Source organism: Hydrosulfovibrio ferrireducens (genome assembly GCF_046883345.1).
Lineage (GTDB): Bacteria > Desulfobacterota > Desulfobulbia > Desulfobulbales > Desulfurivibrionaceae > Thiovibrio > Thiovibrio ferrireducens.
The window spans coordinates 15,657-33,554 of the sequence record NZ_JALKCW010000020.1; the positions used below are offsets into that span (position 1 = coordinate 15,657).

Consider the following 17,898-nt stretch of genomic DNA (forward strand, 5'->3'; position numbering starts at 1 on the left):
TCTATAAAGAAATAGTATGTGCTCGCAGTAACGTCTCCTGTTCCAGAAGAAGCAGTGCTTTTTTCATCGCCTGCCCCCCGGCAAATCCTCCCAGCCCGGAAGAGCCTGTTACCCGATGGCAGGGAACAATAAGGGCGAGCGGATTTGCGTTGCAGGCCTGTCCCACCGCCCGTGCGGCGCCGGGATTTCCCAAGGCCTGCGCCAACTCTTTGTAAGTTTTTGTCTCTCCATATGGGATTTCGGCAATGCGCTCCCATACGGATTTCTGAAACATGGTCCCCTTTTCCACAAATGGCGATCTGGGCAGCGGCGGAAATTTTCGCCGCTGCCCCTCGAAAAATTCGCCAAGCAGTTCGGCAAAACAAGGGGAGCGGGTCGTTGCTGGCATGCCTGTCATCCCGAGGCGGGTGTGCAGCCACTGTTTTGCCATTTCGTGTCTTTCCGGGGAAAAAGTGAGATGGATCGGAAAGCCCTCAAGGCAAATTATCTGGCAGCGTATTTCCCTGAAAGCATAGGGGAAGGCAAGATAGTGAGTCGCGTGGTCCGGCATCGTCGTTCTCCTCAAAATATTGGGATATTGTCTTCATGATAACACGGCTGCGTTCGATAAGAGGGGTACGGAGAAGGCTTCGGCGCGGGTTTGTGAGATTGGCGGCCCCAGGCACCATCTCCGCTTGACACGGGACACCATGTTTCGCCCGGAGTGAACATGTATTTTTTTAAAGGCTGGAAAAACAATAAATCAACAAGATGGGATAAAAACCTCAAAAAAAACTTGATTTTACAGGCAAGTATAAATTATAGCTAAATACAGATCTAGTAATTTGAAATTATACGCTTTTTCCGAATTAACTTTTTTTGCCGGGATGTGGATACGCCATGGGTTCTTTTTTTTGCCGACGCCTTCTCTCTGTTTTCTTGCTTGTTTTTCTGCTCGCTTCTCCGGCAGGTGCGCAAAATGATGTAAAGAAGACCAAGGGGGTATCTCTTAAAACGTCGCACAAGTTTGTGCCGAAGCAGGCCAAGGCAAAGAAAAAACAGTACAAAAAGGCTCGGACAGCCAAGCGTCCTTCCGTGCAAGAATTGAAGCGCAAGGTGGCAGAGCAGTACAATGTCGTAGCCGCCGAGGTTCCCACGGAGCTGCAAGGGAAACTTACCTGCCGCAGCGCATATGTCATGGATGCCAAAACCGGCAAGGTTTTATACGACCTCAGTGCGGATCGGCCTGGTCAGCCGGCCAGCACCATTAAAGTGCTCACCGGACTCATTGCCATTGAAAGTTTTACTGGCAATGAGATGGTGCGCGCCAGCGCCTATGCCGCAAACATGCCGGCCTCGAAGATATATCTGAGAAAAGGCGCTTCCTATCAGGCCAGCGATTTGATTAACGCCGTGCTGCTTGCTTCGGCAAACGATGCCAGCGTGGCCCTGGCGGAAAAGCTTGCCGGTTCCGAGCAGGCCTTTGCCAGATTGATGACCAAAAAGGCCGAGGCGCTCGGCGCGCAGAACACCATCTGTAAAAGTGCCAATGGCTTGACCCGTCCCGGTCAGCAAACCACGGCCCGTGATTTGGCCACGGTATTCAACCGGGCCATGCGCAACCCCGAGTTTGCCGAGCGCATGTCCACCCTCAAGGTGCACACCAGCGACGGCAAGGTGTTGCGGAGCCATAACAAAGCCCTGTGGACTGTGGATGGCGCGGTTGGGGGGAAAACCGGTTATACGGCGGCGGCCGGGAAAACCTATGTCGGTAAGTTCCAGCGGGATGGCCAGGCCATTGTTGTTGCCTTGTTGGGCAGCGCCTCCATGTGGAATGATATCGCCACCCTGGTTGAGCACGGGTTTAGCAAACAGGAAATGATCGCCTCCCGTCACGATGGGGATGCTGTCGCTGGAGTACAGGTCTCGCAGGTCAGCCGGCAGGACCCTGGCGAGAAACATGTGGATTATGCCATGTTGACCCTCTCCGGGCAGAAGAAAAAAATCAAGATGTAGCAGTTTCCCACCAGAACACAAGCAAAGCCGACAGGAATCAGCCTGTCGGCTTTTTTTGTTGAAAGCGACAGCGTGGAATTATGATTACCAAGGAAGCAGTGAGGGCGGATTTTTCGGCTGCGGCGGAAGGGAAGGCCTCGGGCAAGTCCGCGGAGCTGGTGCGGCGTCTTGAGAAATACCGGGAGGCCAAAAGGATATTCGTCGGACCCACCGCACGATTGCAGCAGGTCAGGATCAACGCCCTGACCGACGGCAAGGAGCTGTTGGTGCCCGCGCCGGGCTTGAAGGAAGGGTTTTACCTTCTGGCCCCATACGAAATACCCTTCAAGCACCTGGCCTATGCCGTTGGGTATAAGGGACTTGCCCAATACGGTCGCCGGGTTGCGGTGGAGGAGCTGTGTCAGGGACCTGTCGGTCTGCTGGTCACCGATTGTCTGGCCGTGGATCCGGGGGGATATTTTGTCGGTGATGGCAAGGGGTTTTTCGACCTTGCGGTTGCCATTCTTGCCGAGCTGCGCGGTCTTGCCCCTGAAGCCGAGGCCTATGGCCTGGGAGAGCAGGCACAGATTCTGGACCAGGAAATCGAGCGGGGCGCCTGGGATATCCGCCTCAATGGCTTCATAGCGCCGGAGGGCATTGCCCTGAGCAGCGCGGGCACCCATGTGGACCGGCGGGTCTTGTGGGACGAGCTGGAGCCGAAAAGGGTCCGCAAGATAACCCCGCTGTGGAAATTGAACATGCAAATCAAGGATGCATTGAGCCAGGCGGCGGAAAATCGAGAGTGAAGGGGGCCGGTTAGGTTCAGGCCTTGTTCCATTTGAAGATCGGGGTAAGGCCGCAGAGCTGCGCGTAGGCGCCGATCTCCTCCCGAAGCTCTTGTACATAGGGGCAATCCCATATTGCCAGCAGCTTGCGGCGGGCGATATATGCCGGTCTTTCAACGGTATCATGCTCGGGCAGCCGTTCCAGCGCATAGGGGAAAATCTGTGGCCGTCTGCAGGTGTCAGGTCTGTCCGGATATATCGTGCATCCGCCGCTGGTTCGCTCAAGGTTGGGGCAGGCGCCCTCTTTCGGCAGAATGAGACTCCAGTTTTTCTTCCAGTGGTACAGGGCCGGAGGGGCCTGAAAGAATGGCGCGCCTGCCACCAGCAGCGGCGGCTCGGCATAGGGGTCGGTTTGCCTGCTTTCTTCGGTGTCGATTTTGGGGATGCTGAACAGGGTGGTTTCTTGCTCGTGCAGGGGGATCTCAAAAAAAACCTGATCCATCTCCCCGCTCGGCCCCAGGCAGCAGAGCGTGCAGCCGCACGGCCCGCACAACAGGCTGTTGATTTTTTCCAGCTCACGGGCGAGGATCTGCTGGGTCACCAGAAGTTCAAGGGATTCGAACCGGTCCAGAGGCTTCAGGGTTTCGTCGAGGACCAGCGGGTCCTCTTGCCCGGGATATTTAAGCTGCTCGAACAGTTGCAGGTCTTCAAGATAGGGTAGGAGCAGCGCTTTGGGATCAGGGTAGGTGCTGGCCGCCATCTCCACCGGTTCGTTGAATTCATCGAGAATCGGAGCGATGCGCTCAAAAGGGCCGGTGATATAGAGCATCTGGACAATGCGGACCAACGGGAGGATGGGGTTGGCCAGCATGGCTGCTCCCGTTGCGAATAGTGGGGATTTTTTATCGATCATGGCGCCAAGTAATACCGACTTTTGCCCCCCAATGCAAGAGGGGGATTTTTTCTCCGGCGCTCTTTCTTGACCGGGTTGGGGAGAAGGGGTACTATGGCGGGGCTTGGATTTTATCAACGAAACGGTCTTGGTGGTTGGCATGGATGATTTTCAAAAACAGGCACTTACGGAACATCTGACCGAGCTGCGCACCTGCCTGATCTATTCCCTGCTTGCCACGGTGGCAGGGTTTGCCTTGTGCTATTCCTACAGCAAGGAGCTGGGGCAGTTGCTGTTCAAGCCGCTGTATGCGGCCATGCCGGAAAATTCCAGCCTGATCTTCACCTCGTACCAGGAAGGGTTTTTTTTTATCTAAAGCTTTCCCTGGTTGCGGGGCTTCTCCTGGCCAGCCCGGTGATCTTCTACCAGCTCTGGCGTTTTATCGCCCCAGGACTGTACCAGCATGAAAAACGGGTGATGCTGCCGTTCACCCTGCTCTCCTCGCTGTTCTTTTTCGGCGGCGCCGCCTTTGGCTATTTCGTTGTTTTTCCTCCGGCTTTCAAGTTCCTGCTCGGGTATTCCAATGACTTCTTGAGCCCCATGCCCACGGTAAAGGAATATTTTTCCCTCTGCCTGCGTTTGCTCATTGCCTTTGGGGTTATTTTCGAGCTGCCCGTCTTCATGGTGCTGCTGGCCAAAATGGGCGTGGTGAATGCGGCTTTTCTCAACCGGCATCGCAAGTATGCCATCCTGCTTTCCTTTGTCATCGCCGCGATCCTCACCCCCACCCCGGATGTGATAAACCAGTGCCTCATGGCCCTGCCCTTGATCGTGCTCTATGAGGTGAGTATCGTCGCGGTCTGGTTGCTGGGGAGAAAGCGGTTGGCCGGGTTTGGTGAAACTGGGAAGATTGATTGATGGGATTTGGTGGGCAAAGTGTCAGTCATGAGTGGCTTCGGCGTGCAACTTCAAGCCCAGGGCATGCACGACTTTGAGGATGGTGTCAAAACCTGGGCTGCGCTCCCCGGAAAGTGCTTTGTACAAACTTTCGCGAGACAGGCCTGCATCGCGTGCTACCTGGGTCATGCCCTTTGCGCGAGCAATATCCCCCAGAGCCTTGGCAATAAATGCCGCATCGCCGTTAGCCTCTTCAATGCAAGCCTCTAGGTAAGCTGCCATTTCTTCGGGGGAGCGAAGATGCTCGGCGACATCATAGCGTGTAGTCGTTGTCTTGGTTGTCATTCGGTTTTATCCTTCTGCAAGTTGCAGGCGAGGTGTAAGGCGGTTTTGATGTCGCCGGCTTGTGTGCTCTTGTCGCCACCAGCCAGCAAGATTACCAGCTCGCGCCCGCGCTTTGTGAAATATACCCGGTAACCGGGGCCGTAATTGATCCGTAATTCCGAGACGCCTTCGCCTACCGGTTTGACATCCCCGGCGTTTCCTGCCGCTAAACGCTCAACCCTAGCCTGGATGCGTGCGCGTGCTTTAATGTCGCGCAGCCCATCAAGCCACCGGGCATATTTTTCCGTTTTCCGGATTTCGATCATGCAATAAGTGTAGCCACCAGGATACATAATGTCAATACGGAAAACGGCTGAGTGGGTTTGGCGAGGGCGGGAAAGTAGATGGGGCCGCAGAGTAAACGCGTCGATCTTTTTTATACGAAAAGAACCAGCTCTGAATATTGAATAAGCACTTTGTCGGCTGTCATAAGGTTGAGCGGTTCGCTGACCGCTTGGGCGATCAGCATCCGGTCAAAAGGATCACGGTGGATGTCGGGAAGACGCCGCACTGTGTCGGCATGCTCCCAGGTTACGGGTAATGGCTCGAACCCGGTCGCGGGCAGCGCCTTCATAAAACGGTCTTGATCGATCTTGAGCTTGCCCAGGGCCGCTTTGATGCTGACTTCCCAAATGGACACCGCGCTGGCATACACCACGGTTGCCTTGCTGATTGTCTCTTTTGCCGTCGAAGTCAAGGCGGCATCGTTTGTCATAACCCAAAGCAGGACATGGGTATCGAGCAGTAACCTCATTTGGCGCCCTCAAAGCCAGCCAAAACATCTTCGGGCAGCGGGGCATCAAAATTCTCGGCAATTTCCACCTCGCCTTGCATCAACCCGAATTGAATTTTCCGTACTGCTTCACGCAGGGGAACCAGCCGAGCCGCTGGTTTTCCTGCCTTGGCGATGATGATTTCCTCCCCGTGCATGGCTGTGTCAACCAGTTTTGAAAAATGGGTTTTTGCTTCGTGGATATTGACATTGCGCATGGCGTTCTCCTTGTCCGATAGTGATCCTGGATTCTAGACTTAGTCTAGTCGAGTCCGTCTAAATTTTCAAGCCCTACAAAAAACGCAGGGTTCTGGTTGGTTGCTTGGGCAGTCTTGCTGGTTGGGATGTGGAAAAGGAGGGGGAAATAATGGGGCTCAGGCAACCACATCGATGGCTTTGCCGCGCAATTGCTGCTGGCTGGCCCTGGTCGCCTGCTGTTCATCGGCTTTGGCCGCCCGAACCCTTTCGGCGGCTTGTTGTTCTTCGGTTTTGGCTGTTTGCAGCCTTTCGCGGGCAGCGTCTGCCTGGGCCCTTGCCTTGTCGGTGTCTTGGGCCTTTTGTTGCCGGTAGTCTTGGGCCTCGCGCACCTTCTGCGCTGCTTCCCGGCGGGCCGTGTCGTACAAGGGAGAGCGGTTTGCTGATTGGGGGGGCTGAGTTGATAGCCTGTCAATTGGGGGCGCCATCTTCTTTTCCTCCACTACTCAAGCTATATTCATTCCGCGGGCAGTGCCTCTGGATTGTTTCCTCGAGACTCTTGCGAAACTCTTTCAAATTGACTCCCCCTCCCCTCGACGGGAGGGATTTTTTGAGGAATTTTGCAAGAGCCTTCAATACTATTTCTTATATCATATATAATAAGCTGTAATCAAGAAAATGCCAGGCGTGATTCTGCGCGATGTTTCAGCCGGTTGGGTTGACCCCCCCTGCGGGCTTGATGGTTGGGGGGAAATGTAAAAAGAATGAAAAAGGTTTAAGTTGGCGACGGCGCTATCCGATATGAAAATCATGGGGACAATAAGAACCAAGGAGGTGCCGCCACCGAGAGATAAAAAACTGATTGTTCGATGATCGAGTACTTTGAACTAGCACAAGCTGTATAAAGAAGAAGTTGGTCCAGCAAGGATGCCGGGCCTGCTCGTAACACAACCAAACATGGAGGTTTCATCATGGCTATTGTCGTTAACACAAACATTTCTTCACTCACCGCCCAACGGAATCTTACCGGCTCTGGCAAACTTTTGAGCCAATCTCTGCAACGGCTCTCTTCCGGTCTGCGGATCAACAGTGCCAAGGACGATACCGCAGGTCTGGCCATCTCCACCCGGATGAGCGCCCAGGTTCGTGGTTTGAATCAGGCCGCCCGGAACGCCAATGACGGTATCTCCCTAGCCCAGACCGCTGAGGGTGCCATGGGCGAGATCACCAACAACTTGCAGCGTATCCGTGAGTTGGCCATTCAGTCCGCCAACTCCACCAACACCGCCACGGACCGCGCTTCTCTGGATGCGGAATCGACCCAGCTCATCGCGGAAATCACCCGTGTTGCCACCCAGACCCAGTTCAACGGCCTGGGTTTGTTGGATGGTACCTTCACCAGCAAGGCCTTCCAGGTCGGCGCCAACGCCAACCAGACCATTACGATCGACAGGATTGCCAATGCACAAGCCACCGCATTGGGAAGCAACACCTTGACGGGTGCTGGCACGATCATTGGCGCGGGCGGTGTTGGTGCCACCAAGGCCGCTGCAGCGGACCTCACCGGCGGTAACCTCGTGGCCATAGAGTCTGATCTCACGATCACCACCCTCAACGGCGGCACTACATCTGCTATCAGTTATGCCGCCCTTGCCGATGCCAAGGCCATCGCCACTGCCATCAATAATGCCGGAGCCGGCGTCGGTGTGACCGCCACCGCCACGAACACCGCTAGTATAGGCACCTTGGGCTCAGCCGGCGATATCACCATGACGCTTAACGGGAGTGCCATCTCGGCGACCGTCGCTGATACGACCGACCTTACGGCCTTGATGGGCGCCATCAATGGTGCGCAGGCCGCCACCGGGGTGACCGCCACTTTTACCAGCTCCACCTCGAAGGCCGCGTTGACCCTGACGACGGCCGATGGCCGTGATATCAGTGTTCTGGACTTCACCAACACCGGTGCCACCAAGACCGTTAATTTTTCCGGTGTAGTGTTGACCGGCGGTGCGGCTACCGACTCCTCCATCAAGAGTGGTGTGATTTCGCTTGCAAGCACCAAGGGCGCCATCACCCTGGCCAACGCAAACCTCGATGTGTTTAGTACAGCGACCCAGCAGAGTGCGTTTTCTGCTGTGGCCAACCTTAGCCTGACCACCGACACTGGTGCGCAGGCTGCTATCGCTGTCGTTGATGCCGCGTTGGGTCAGATCAGTAGCTCTCGAGGCAATCTCGGTGCTATCCAGAACCGTTTTGAGTCCACCATTTCTAACCTGATGAACGTATCTGAAAACATTTCTGCCGCGCAGTCTCGGATCGTTGATGCCGACTTTGCGGCGGAAACCGCCAGTTTGACCAAGGCTCAGATTCTGCAGCAGGCTGGTCTGGCCATGCTGAGCCAGGCTAATCAGGTACCGCAGGCAGCTCTGACCTTGCTTCAGGGCTAATTAGGTAGTCGTTCGTAATTATTAAAATCCCCATTGGGGAGGCGGATTTTCGCCTCCCCAATGGGGGATTCCGCAAGGCGGGAGAAAACCATGGCTATCGGTGTAAACGGCTTAATGTCCGGTCTCGATACCGAGTCTATTATCAGCCAAATGATGTCGGTTGAGCGGCGTCCTATTTCGCTCCTCCAACAGCAGGGAGCTGTTTATCAGGCGAAGATTTCCGCCCTGGGAACCCTGAAGGGGGCGTTGGCCGATGTGCAGACTGCGGCGGCTGCCCTGAAGGAGACCAATCTTTTTGCCGGTTTTTTGGCAACCACAGGTGATGCCAATGTGTTGACTGCCTCTGCCTCTGACGCGGCGGTGGCGGGGACCTATCAGGTGACGGTCAGTACCTTGGCCAAGGCTCAACAGGTGAGAGGCTCAGCCTTTACGGCCAGCAGCGAGGTGGTGGGCACCGGCACCCTGACTATTCAGGTGGGGACCAATACCGCGGTTAATGTAACGATTGATGGCACCAATAATACCTTGGCAGGCATTGCCCAGGCCATCAATGATGCAGGCACCGATGTTACGGCCGGGGTGGTCAACGATGGACTCGGCAACTACTATTTGACCTTGGCCAGCAAGGAAACCGGAACCAGCAACACCATCAGCCTGACCATGGCGGATGATGACTTAGTTAATGACGACGCCAACGGGTTATCCAAGCTTTATGACAACCCTGCAGGGCAGAGCATGTTCGAGACTCAGCCTGGGGGCAATGCCGCGCTTAAGGTGAACGGCATTGATGTAGTGCGGGCAAGCAATACCATCGATGACCTGCTGGAAGGCGTCACGCTGACCTTGAAGGCGACGGACCCCGATCCGATTGAGGTGAAAGTTTCAAGGAATGTAACCAGTATTACAAGTAAGATTACGGCCTTTATTGATAAATATAATGCTGCCCTGACCCGCTTGAAAGACTTGCAGGTTTCGGATCCGGAAGGCGGGGTGGTCGGTATCCTGCAAGGGGACGCCACCGCCCGTATTCTTCAGGCCAGGTTGCAGAATTTCCTCTATTCCCCGGTGAGTGGGGTTGACAGTGCGGTCAACACTCTGAGCGCCTTGGGGGTGAGTGCGGACAAGGAGGGCAAGCTGAGTTTGGACTCCGCTGTCTTCAGTGCCGCGTATGAAGAAGATCGAGAAGGTGTGGTGCAGTTTTTCACCCAGACCACTGCGGGTAGTGAAGGGTTTGCAGTCCAGGTGGATTCCTTTTTGGATGGTTATCTGCAAAGCACCAGTGGGTTGTTGTCCGCCAAAGAGGATGGTCTTGAACGTTCCGTTGAGCATATCGAGGACCAGATAGGAAGGATTGAATTGCGGCTGACCAAGCGGGAAGAAGTTTTGCGGCGGCAGTTCGAGTCGCTGGAATTATTGATGGGCCAATTTCAGAATACTTCTGGCGCGTTGAGTCAGCAGTTGGATGCGCTCAGTAACCTGAATGCGCAGATTTCCAAAAAATAAAACTTTAATTGCCAAAAGGGTACTCTCTATGAATGCTTACGCGAAGAACGCTCGTGCCGCCTATGTGAAAAATAACCTGGAGAACCTGAGCCGGGAAGAGATCGTGGTGAAGCTATACGAGGCCTTACGTATCAGGTTGCAGGCGGCCATTGAAGAAATCAATGACGGGAATATCGCGAAAAAGGCGGAACATCTGAGTCGGGCTCTTGCCATCGTTCTTGAGCTGCAAGCTTCGTTGGACATGGAGCAGGGCGGCGAAATCGCCGCAAACCTGAACGATTTGTATGATTATCTGGTGTCCGACTTACTCATGGCTAATTTGAAAAACGACACGCAGAAGATCGAGGAGGCCCTGAAGGTGGTGGAGCCCCTGCTTGAGGCGTGGACCGAGATCGCCAAGGGAAAAAAGTCGGAGGCAAAGTCGGCGGATGATGCAGTTGGCTATGTCGCGGATAATACTGACATGGGCTTTAAGGCGATCAATTATTAAGCCTCGGTTGTTCCGGGGATGATGGGTGGAGCGATGTACAAGTGGATTCTTGAGCTCACCGAGGAGATAGAGACCGTTATCCCCACCGATGACCATGCTCGGTTGGAGGAGCTTCGGGTCCGTCGTGCCGAGGCCTTTGCCGCGATCGAGGCGCAAGGGGAGCAGGCTTCGCAAGAGGCAATTGCGCTCATCGAGAAGATTCAGGAATGCGAAAAGCGTTGCCGGGAGCAGGCGCTCCGCAAGCTGGCTACGCTGAAGAAGGATATGGATGTAATCCGCAAAGGCAAGCGGTTGGAAAAGGCGTATGGCCGGTTCGTCGGCAATGTTTGAAATTGTTTATTGAGCAGGGATTAAATGAGTCATGCCCGAATTTTTTAGTCGGGCATCCACCCCCTGGACTCCCGCCCCGTCTCCGATCTGGCCGAGGGCAGACTCTTCGTGGGAATGACGGTTTACACATTTAATCACCGAGGCAATTTTGAGGAGTGGAGGTTGATTATGGATATCGCAAACGTCAGGCCAGAGATGAGCCGGGAGATTGTGAGTGGAGTTCCCGCGCAGCCGGTGGATCGAGAGGCACAGGTGAAAGCCCAGGTCCGGCCGGTGGAAAGAAGCGCGGAGGCCGCGCGGAATGCTTTGGATGAGAAGCGGTTGCGCCGCGAAGAAGATCGGGGCAAAAGCAAAACTTCCCGTGCCGAGCTGGAGGATGCGCTGAACGAGGTTCAGGCCCGTATGGATCAGATGGGCACCAATCTGCAATTTGCCATGGACAAGGTGGCGGAAGACATCGTTGTCAAGGTTACCGACAAAGAAAGCGGCGATTTGATCCGGCAGATTCCCTCTGAGGATGTGGTCAAGCTCAGAAAGAAGCTGGAAGAACTCTCCGGGCTTTTGTTTGACGAAAAAGCCTGATTGCGCGGTAGAAAGTCCGTATACTTGGGATGTTCGCACCGGCATGCGGCAGGGCTGGCAATCTTTAGTGCCGAGCAACTCTTACCATGGAGGTGGATCATGACGGAGATCGGGAAAACTCCATTGCCGGGCCAGCCTTTCAAGGCGAGGCAGGATAAACTTGTCAAAGAACAGCCTGTCAAGGAAAAACGCGGACAAGCCTCGGGACAGGCTGAGGTTGCGGATGCGTCTCTTGCCATGAAGGCGAAAATTGTCGATTTTCTGCTGGTGGTAAAGAGCAAGGGCGCCGAAGGTTTCGCGATCCAGTCCGGCGTATCGCAGCGGGTTGCCGGAGAGGGGCTTGATCTGGAAAAGCTCCAGTATAATGGTAAGTCCTTGGCTGAATTGAGCCCCACCGAGGCGCAGACCCTGATCGCCGAGGACGGCTACTTTGGCGTGACAAAGACGGCAGAGCGCATCGCCGGTTTTGTTTTGGCCGGAGGCGGCGATAGCCTGGAGAGATTGCAGGCCGGGCGTGAGGGTGTTCAGCAAGGGTTTCAGGATGCGGAACATGCCTGGGGCGGAAAGCTACCCGAGATCAGCTACCAGACCTTGGCCAAGGCCCTGGAGATGATCGATGCCAGGATCAATGAGTTGGGTGGCGCGCTGGTCGATGTGAGAGCCTGAGGGAAGTGATCGAATACAAGCCTTTGTCTCAGCCCCGGTTCCGGGGCTTTTTTTTCTGATAACCATCGAATTTCAGCCAGCACACGGGTTCCATGCCCAACCAGTTGATCGTGCGTGCTTTGAATGCCTTACTTGCGTAACAAGTCATTCCGGCCTCCGCCGGAATGACGAAAAAACTAGCTGAGATTAGCGGAGTAACCAGATTTTTTTGTTGCTAGTCCACCAAGGACTATTGGCCTAGGGCGACAAATCCCAACACTTTTCCGCTTTTTCCCCAAGACTTTTTTCTTGACAATTATTGGGGCCTCTCGTATACCTGATCGTCAAACTGAATCCGTGTTCATTGTGCAATTGTGCATTCTTTCAATATTTTTATCATTTATAACAAGGAGACTCGATCATGTCTAAGTTAGTCGCTCCCCATGGTGGAAAAGGTCTGGTATGTTGTCTGTTGCATGGCAACGAGCGTACCGCTGAGCAGGAAAAGGCCAAAGGCCTGAAGAAAATCAAAATCAGCGCCCGCGCCAAAGGCGACTTGATCATGATGGGCATCGGCGGCTTTTCTCCGCTGAATGGCTTCATGGGCAAGGCTGACTGGAAGGGCGTTGTTGAGAATTTCACCATGGCTGACGGCACCTTCTGGCCCCTGCCCATCACCCTGGATGTTTCCAAGGCCGACGCCGACGCGATCAAGGTTGGCGACGAAGTTGCCCTTGAGGCTGATGGCGAGGTTTACGCCACCATGAAGATCACCGAGAAGTTCGAGATGACCGAGGCGGACAAGAAGTGGGAGTGCGAGAAGGTCTTCAAGGGCGAAGGCGAAGAGTCTGCAGACGACAAGTTCTGGAAGATCGCCATGGAAGATCATCCGGGCGTCAAGATGGTTATGGCTCAGAAGGAAGTAAACCTGGCCGGTCCGGTAAAGGTTCTCTCCGAGGGCGAATATCCCGCCAAGTACAAGGGCGTGTACCTGACCCCCGCTGAAGTTCGCGCCATGTTCGAAGAGCGCGGCTGGTCCGACGTTGCTGCCCTGCAGCTCCGTAACCCCATGCATCGCTCCCATGAGTTCCTGGCCAAGATCGCCATCGAGGTATGCGACGGCGTTCTGATCCACTCTCTGATCGGCAACCTGAAGAAGGGCGATATCCCCGCTGAGGTTCGCGTAAAGGCTATCGACTGTCTGGTTGAGCACTACTTCGTAAAAGACAACGTTATTCAGGCCGGTTACCCCCTGGATATGCGTTACGCCGGTCCCCGTGAGGCTCTGCTCCACGCTACCTTCCGTCAGAACTACGGCATCACCAAGATGATCATCGGTCGTGACCATGCCGGCGTTGGCGACTTCTACGGCTTGTTCGAGGCGCAGACCATTTTCGACAAGATCCCCCAGAACTTGGCCGAAGGCAAGGCTCTGAAGTGCATGCCTCTCAAGATTGACTGGACCTTCTACTGCCACAAGTGCGACGGTATGGCTTCCCTGCGCACCTGCCCGCATTCCAAGGAGGATCGCGTTATCCTCTCCGGCACCAAGCTGCGCAAGGCCCTTTCCGAGGGCGCCGAGATTGTTCCCCATTTCGGCCGCGACGAGGTTCTCGTTATCCTGAAGGAGTACTACCAGGGTCTGACCGAGAAGGTAGAGGTCAAGATGCAGGGTGCTGCTTCCGGCGCTGCAATGTAAGATCGCAGTACTGAATTTTCGTATATGAAAAAAGGAGATGCCGAAAGGCATCTCCTTTTTTTTGTGGATGTTTTGTTGTTGGTCAAGCGGAATCAGAGAACTGAAATCTTGGCGCCGTCCTTGGAGAAGGAGATCTTGGCCTCCCGGGCCAGCCAGCCCAGCGCCGCGCCAAGGAGCGCACTGCTCCCTCGATTTTTCATGGCGCAGGCGATCTTTTCCACCGTGGCCGGGCCGTTTTCGTTCAGGTATTCAAAGATGTCTCCTGCCAGGAAGCCGATCTGGCCTTCCACGGTCATGCCTTTCCCCGGCTTGAACAGAGGGGATTTTTCCGATGTTGTGCAGGCGGGTTTTTTGTGGGTGAGTTCATTCACTTCTTTTTTTACCTTGCCGATGGCGGACTCCACGGTTTTCTCCGTTTTTTTCACTGCTTTTTTAACGATCTTTTCCGCGGCTTTCTTCATCTTGTTGCCGGTTTCTTCCATGGTATGGCCCGATCTGGCCAAGGCCTTTCCCACCTTTTTCCCTGCCTCGGTCAACGCGGATTTGTTTTTTGATGCTGCCATGATGTTGTGCCTCCCGTAACTCGATGTGGTTTGTTGGAACATTCCTTTACTCAGTCTAGTGATACTGCCGGACTTGTCAAGAAGGTTGCAATCTTGCGTGATTTTTTATAGGGTAGTCCGGTTTATTGGGAAGGAAAAAGTCGGATAAGCGAGACGGAGTCGAGACTCCGAAAGGCGGTAGGAGATGCGGACAATTCGGGTGGGTCTGGGCGACAGGGCTTACGATATCGTGATCGAAAACGGCATCCTCGCCTCAATCGGCGCGGATCTCAAGCAGCGCGGGATTGCCAAGCGGTATGTGGTTGTGGCGGATTCCCATGTCGCCGGGATTCTGGGCGGCAGGCTCATGGACTCTTTGGCTGCGGCAGGGATTTCCGCGGAGCTCATCACCTTTCCACAGGGCGAGGCAAGCAAGCATCTGGCCACGGTTGCCGAACTGGCAAGCAGGCTCGCCCAACTGGGGGTGGACCGAAAAGACGCGCTCGTCGCTCTTGGGGGCGGTGTAACCGGGGATATCACCGGATTTCTTGCCGCCATCTACATGCGGGGCATCCCATTTATCCAGATTCCCACCACCCTTCTGGCCCAGGTGGACAGCTCGGTGGGGGGCAAGACCGGGGTCGATATCCCGGAGGGCAAGAATCTGGTGGGCGCTTTCTATCAGCCCCGCTGCGTATACATCGACAGCAGTGTTCTGCTCTCGTTGCCGCCGGCCGAGCTATTGAACGGATTGGCCGAGGTGATCAAGTACGGGGTGATCTATGACGCAGGGTTCTTTCGTTTTCTGGCCGAACAGCGGCAGGCGATTCTGGGCAGGGATCTGCCCGTGCTTGAAGAGGTGATCGCCCGTTGTTGCGAGATCAAGGGGGCGGTGGTGGCGGCGGATGAACGTGAAGCCGACCTGCGGCGCATCTTGAATTTCGGCCATACCCTGGGGCATGCGGTGGAGGCCGCTTCCAACTTTGCCATGGCCCACGGCCTGGCGGTTGGGTTGGGCATGGTGGCGGCCTGCCGTCTGGCGGTGGGCAAGGGTATTTTCCCCCGGGATCAGGCTGATGCCGTGTGCGGACTCATCGCCGACTATGGTCTGCCAACGGAAATTCCCGCAGAATTCTCCCCGCAACATATCAAGGGATTTTTGAAAACAGACAAGAAAACCGTGGGCGGGCGGCCATTTTTCGTGTTGCCCACCGAGATCGGCAAGGTTGTCATCACCGATGCGGTGAGTGAGGAGCTGATTGATGAAATATTAGGTGAAAGGTGAAAGGCTAAAGGCCAAAGGTTAAAGGCGAAAGGAAAAAGTATCACCTCTTCTTCGGACCTTTAACCTTTCGCCTTTAACCTTGCTCCTTCTTTATTATACAGCACACCGGAAGCCGATGGTGTTTGCCCAGTAATTCCCCCGTTCGATCTGGCGCCAGGCTGCGGTCACGATGCTGCCGGTTATCCAGGAACCGCCCTTGAGGATGTATATTTTTTCCGTTGCTCGCCCCTCCGGCGAATCTGCCTGCCCGGCATGGACGGAGGAGGTCCATTCGGCAACGTTGCCCAATAAATCATAGATGCCGTAGGGGCTCATGGCCTTGCGCCCGAAATGCTCGACCGGACTTGTGCCGCCGAGGCAGGCGGCCTCGAAATTGCCAAGATCGGCCAGCCAGGTGTCGCCCCAGGGAAAGAGCTGGCCGCTGGCGCCGCGGGCAGCGGCTTCCCATTCCTCCTCCGTGGGCAATCGTTTTCCCGCCCAGGCGGCAAAGGCCATGGCATCGTGGTGGCTGACCTGCACCACCGGGTGGTTGTGTCTGCCTTCCAGGGAGCTGCCCGGACCGGCAGGATGGCGCCAGGAGGCCCCGCTTACATGGCGGGCAATGGTTCCCCGGGTCAGGCTGAAGATTTCCCTGCCGGTTTCCGGGTCTCTCTTGTTGGTGCAGCGACCCTCGAAGACAATTCCGTAGCCAGCTTCCTCCGCATCGGTGGCATAGCCTGTTTCCCGGACAAACATGTCAAACAGGTCGTTGGCTACGGGCGCTTGGCCAAGGTAGAACTCCTGGAGCATGACCTTGCGCAGGGGAGGTTCCAGCCCTTTGGGACTGGCGCTACCGACCAGATAGTGCCCCGCCGGGATCTTGATGAATTTCGGCATGAAACGCTCCAGGATCTGGTTGATAAACTCCTCCTGGGTTTCCCGGAGCAAGTCCTGCTGGTTCACCGCTTCATCCGCCTCGATGTATTTCGAGAGCACCTCCAGGGGCGTCGGCTGATGGGGCTTTTCCTCCATGGGTTCCGTTGCTTCTTCGATCTCCTCCAGTTCTCCATCCTCGAGGATTTCCACCTCCTCTGCCAAGAGCTCGGTTTCTTCGGGTTCGCCGTCCTCGGCCTCTTCGATCTCATCCTCGTCGAGAACCTCGACCTCTTCCGTAAGGTCTTCCTCCGTCAGCCCGTCTTCTTCGGCGCCTATCCCATCGGCGGAGACAGCTTCCTCGTCGAGAACCTCCTCAAGTTCGCCATCTTCGAGGATTTCCACCTCCTCCTCATGGAGTTCGGTTTCCTCAAGGTCGTGGTCCACAATCTCTTCGATCTCGTCTTCGTCTAAAACCTCCGCCTCTTCGGCAAGGGCTTCCTCTCCCGGTTCGTCTTCTCCCTCGCCCAATCCCTCGGCTCCTGCTGGGCCCCCTTCCTCAAGAACCTCCTCTAAGGCCTCCTCATCGAGGATCTCCACTTCCTCCTCAAGGAATTCGGTTTTTTCCAGGTCCTCGCCCGGGAATTCTTCGACCACCTCGGTCTCGTCCTCGTCGAGAACCTCGATCTCTTCACTTGCCTCAATGACTTCGATCTCATCTCCGTCAAGAAGCTCAATGGTTTCGGCAACGTCATCTTCGGCAGGTTTCTCTTCCGGCTCTGCAGGCTCGATGGTCTTTTGTTCGAGGGCAGGTTCCGATTCAAGGCCGGACAGCTCCCGTATTTTTTTTTGGGTTTCTTCAAATTCAGCCAGCAGATCCTTGATCTCCTGGCTGTTGTGGTCCTTGATGTTTTCGGAGAAAAATTTTTTAAAGGCCGCGAACATGTCGTGGAGCAGATGGGGGGAGTTTGGTGAAAGCCCCATCTGCTTGAGCAGGTCATCCTTGCGCTCTTCGGAAACAATAAAGACATTGTCCCTTCCCAGGATGATGCCGGCCTGATTTTTTCCTGCCTTGTCGAGATCCTTGAGGGATTTGTTGAGGGCGGACTTGAGGGAGCTGAAATTTTTCTTTTTGGCCTTGAGTTCCTCGGCCTGGCAAGGCCCCCAGATCTTGAGGACGATATCATCGGTGGGGATGCTGGTGATGGACTGCACGGCATGATCGTCAACGAAATACGACCGGATAACCCTGGCAAGTTCCGCCTTGAGGGTTCCCTGCTTCAACTCCAGGTTGGCCAAGGTTTCATCGATGCCTTGCAGGGTGATCAGGGAAGGCATGGGGGCTCCAAGGGAGAGGGTTGGCGGATAATTGCTTGAAGTCGCAAAGAAAACCTATGAAAAAATGCGGTGTTCCGCCATTCCGGCGAAGACTGGAATCCAGTATTGCCGGAGAGTCGAGGACAGGCTGGACACACGTTTTCCCCGGTGTGACGACTTCTTCCGCTCTGCCTCATAATTGATTGTATAAAGTTGTTGCAGATTATATGCTATTTTTCGTGAAGGAAAGGGAATTCCTTTACTGTTTTTCTGGGAGCTACTCTTTTTGTTGGAAAACCCGAGG

At 55.1% G+C, this 17,898-nt stretch carries 19 protein-coding genes and 1 pseudogene; 11 read left to right on the forward strand and 9 right to left on the reverse strand.

Annotation, left to right across the window (positions count from 1 at the left end):
* Position 1: 1 nt before the first annotated feature.
* Positions 2 to 550 (reverse strand): methylated-DNA--[protein]-cysteine S-methyltransferase, encoded by a 549-nt coding sequence (locus MWR57_RS09130; RefSeq protein WP_423124503.1) that lies wholly within the window; start codon positions 548 to 550, stop codon positions 2 to 4.
* A 524-nt stretch (positions 551 to 1,074) separates the two neighbouring features.
* On the opposite strand from MWR57_RS09130, the gene MWR57_RS09135 reads away from it, so the two are divergent.
* Positions 1,075 to 1,995, forward strand: a complete 921-nt coding sequence (locus MWR57_RS09135) for a D-alanyl-D-alanine carboxypeptidase family protein (protein WP_423124504.1) — start codon at positions 1,075 to 1,077, stop codon at positions 1,993 to 1,995.
* 80 nt (positions 1,996 to 2,075) lie between these two features.
* Positions 2,076 to 2,780, forward strand: coding sequence for a 5-formyltetrahydrofolate cyclo-ligase (locus tag MWR57_RS09140; protein ID WP_423124505.1), 705 nt, complete (start codon positions 2,076 to 2,078; stop codon positions 2,778 to 2,780).
* A gap of 16 nt (positions 2,781 to 2,796) precedes the next feature.
* On the opposite strand, the gene MWR57_RS09145 is transcribed toward MWR57_RS09140, so the two are convergent.
* Positions 2,797 to 3,630 (reverse strand): YkgJ family cysteine cluster protein, encoded by an 834-nt coding sequence (locus MWR57_RS09145; RefSeq protein ID WP_423124506.1) that lies wholly within the window; start codon positions 3,628 to 3,630, stop codon positions 2,797 to 2,799.
* A 181-nt stretch (positions 3,631 to 3,811) separates the two neighbouring features.
* Here MWR57_RS09145 and tatC point away from each other — a divergent pair.
* Positions 3,812 to 4,569, forward strand: a pseudogene (gene tatC, locus MWR57_RS09150) (twin-arginine translocase subunit TatC).
* Positions 4,570 to 4,590: 21 nt separating this feature from the next.
* Here the strand turns inward: tatC and MWR57_RS09155 are convergent.
* The 5 genes from MWR57_RS09155 to MWR57_RS09175 form a co-directional block, all read right to left on the reverse strand.
* Positions 4,591 to 4,893 (reverse strand): addiction module antidote protein, encoded by a 303-nt coding sequence (locus tag MWR57_RS09155; protein WP_423124507.1) that lies wholly within the window; start codon positions 4,891 to 4,893, stop codon positions 4,591 to 4,593.
* Complete coding sequence (locus MWR57_RS09160) at positions 4,890 to 5,198, reverse strand: type II toxin-antitoxin system RelE/ParE family toxin (protein ID WP_423124508.1); 309 nt, start codon at positions 5,196 to 5,198, stop codon at positions 4,890 to 4,892. The genes MWR57_RS09155 and MWR57_RS09160 overlap by 4 nt, the downstream gene beginning before the upstream one ends.
* Positions 5,199 to 5,308: 110 nt before the next feature.
* Positions 5,309 to 5,686 carry a type II toxin-antitoxin system VapC family toxin gene (locus tag MWR57_RS09165; RefSeq protein WP_423124509.1) on the reverse strand — a complete coding sequence of 126 codons (378 nt, stop codon included), beginning with the start codon at positions 5,684 to 5,686 and terminating at the stop codon, positions 5,309 to 5,311.
* On the reverse strand, positions 5,683 to 5,922 hold the full coding sequence (locus MWR57_RS09170; protein WP_423124510.1) for a type II toxin-antitoxin system Phd/YefM family antitoxin: 240 nt from the start codon (positions 5,920 to 5,922) through the stop codon (positions 5,683 to 5,685). Before MWR57_RS09170 ends, MWR57_RS09165 begins: the two co-directional genes overlap by 4 nt.
* Positions 5,923 to 6,078: 156 nt before the next feature.
* Complete coding sequence (locus tag MWR57_RS09175; RefSeq protein ID WP_423124511.1) at positions 6,079 to 6,387, reverse strand: hypothetical protein; 309 nt, start codon at positions 6,385 to 6,387, stop codon at positions 6,079 to 6,081.
* 483 nt (positions 6,388 to 6,870) lie between these two features.
* Between MWR57_RS09175 and MWR57_RS09180 the strand changes: the two genes are divergently transcribed.
* The 7 genes from MWR57_RS09180 to sat all read left to right on the forward strand — a co-directional run bounded on the left by MWR57_RS09180 (position 6,871) and on the right by sat (position 13,598).
* Positions 6,871 to 8,349 (forward strand): flagellin N-terminal helical domain-containing protein, encoded by a 1,479-nt coding sequence (locus tag MWR57_RS09180; RefSeq protein ID WP_423124512.1) that lies wholly within the window; start codon positions 6,871 to 6,873, stop codon positions 8,347 to 8,349.
* A gap of 90 nt (positions 8,350 to 8,439) precedes the next feature.
* A complete protein-coding gene (fliD, locus tag MWR57_RS09185) occupies positions 8,440 to 9,852 on the forward strand; it encodes a flagellar filament capping protein FliD (RefSeq protein WP_423124513.1) in 1,413 nt (470 codons plus the stop codon).
* Between the two features lie 28 nt (positions 9,853 to 9,880).
* Entirely contained in the window at positions 9,881 to 10,342 is a 462-nt protein-coding gene (fliS, locus tag MWR57_RS09190; protein ID WP_423124514.1) for a flagellar export chaperone FliS, read from the forward strand.
* Positions 10,343 to 10,375: 33 nt separating this feature from the next.
* Positions 10,376 to 10,672, forward strand: coding sequence for a flagellar protein FliT (locus tag MWR57_RS09195; RefSeq protein WP_423124515.1), 297 nt, complete (start codon positions 10,376 to 10,378; stop codon positions 10,670 to 10,672).
* A 168-nt stretch (positions 10,673 to 10,840) separates the two neighbouring features.
* The gene (locus tag MWR57_RS09200; RefSeq protein WP_423124516.1) at positions 10,841 to 11,254 is read left to right on the forward strand and encodes a flagellar protein FlaG; all 414 of its coding nucleotides are present in this window, start codon (positions 10,841 to 10,843) and stop codon (positions 11,252 to 11,254) included.
* 99 nt (positions 11,255 to 11,353) lie between these two features.
* A complete protein-coding gene (locus MWR57_RS09205) occupies positions 11,354 to 11,920 on the forward strand; it encodes a hypothetical protein (protein WP_423124517.1) in 567 nt (188 codons plus the stop codon).
* A 400-nt stretch (positions 11,921 to 12,320) separates the two neighbouring features.
* Positions 12,321 to 13,598: a sulfate adenylyltransferase gene (gene sat, locus MWR57_RS09210; RefSeq protein ID WP_423124518.1), complete on the forward strand. Its 1,278-nt coding sequence runs from the start codon at positions 12,321 to 12,323 to the stop codon at positions 13,596 to 13,598.
* 92 nt (positions 13,599 to 13,690) lie between these two features.
* Here the strand turns inward: sat and MWR57_RS09215 are convergent, their stop codons facing one another.
* Positions 13,691 to 14,161 (reverse strand): winged helix-turn-helix domain-containing protein, encoded by a 471-nt coding sequence (locus MWR57_RS09215; protein ID WP_423124519.1) that lies wholly within the window; start codon positions 14,159 to 14,161, stop codon positions 13,691 to 13,693.
* Positions 14,162 to 14,345: 184 nt separating this feature from the next.
* Between MWR57_RS09215 and aroB the strand changes: the two genes are divergently transcribed.
* Complete coding sequence (gene aroB / locus MWR57_RS09220; protein ID WP_423124520.1) at positions 14,346 to 15,425, forward strand: 3-dehydroquinate synthase; 1,080 nt, start codon at positions 14,346 to 14,348, stop codon at positions 15,423 to 15,425.
* A 93-nt stretch (positions 15,426 to 15,518) separates the two neighbouring features.
* On the opposite strand, the gene MWR57_RS09225 is transcribed toward aroB, so the two are convergent.
* The gene (locus tag MWR57_RS09225; protein WP_423124521.1) at positions 15,519 to 17,615 is read right to left on the reverse strand and encodes a formylglycine-generating enzyme family protein; all 2,097 of its coding nucleotides are present in this window, start codon (positions 17,613 to 17,615) and stop codon (positions 15,519 to 15,521) included.
* Positions 17,616 to 17,898 lie beyond the last annotated feature (283 nt).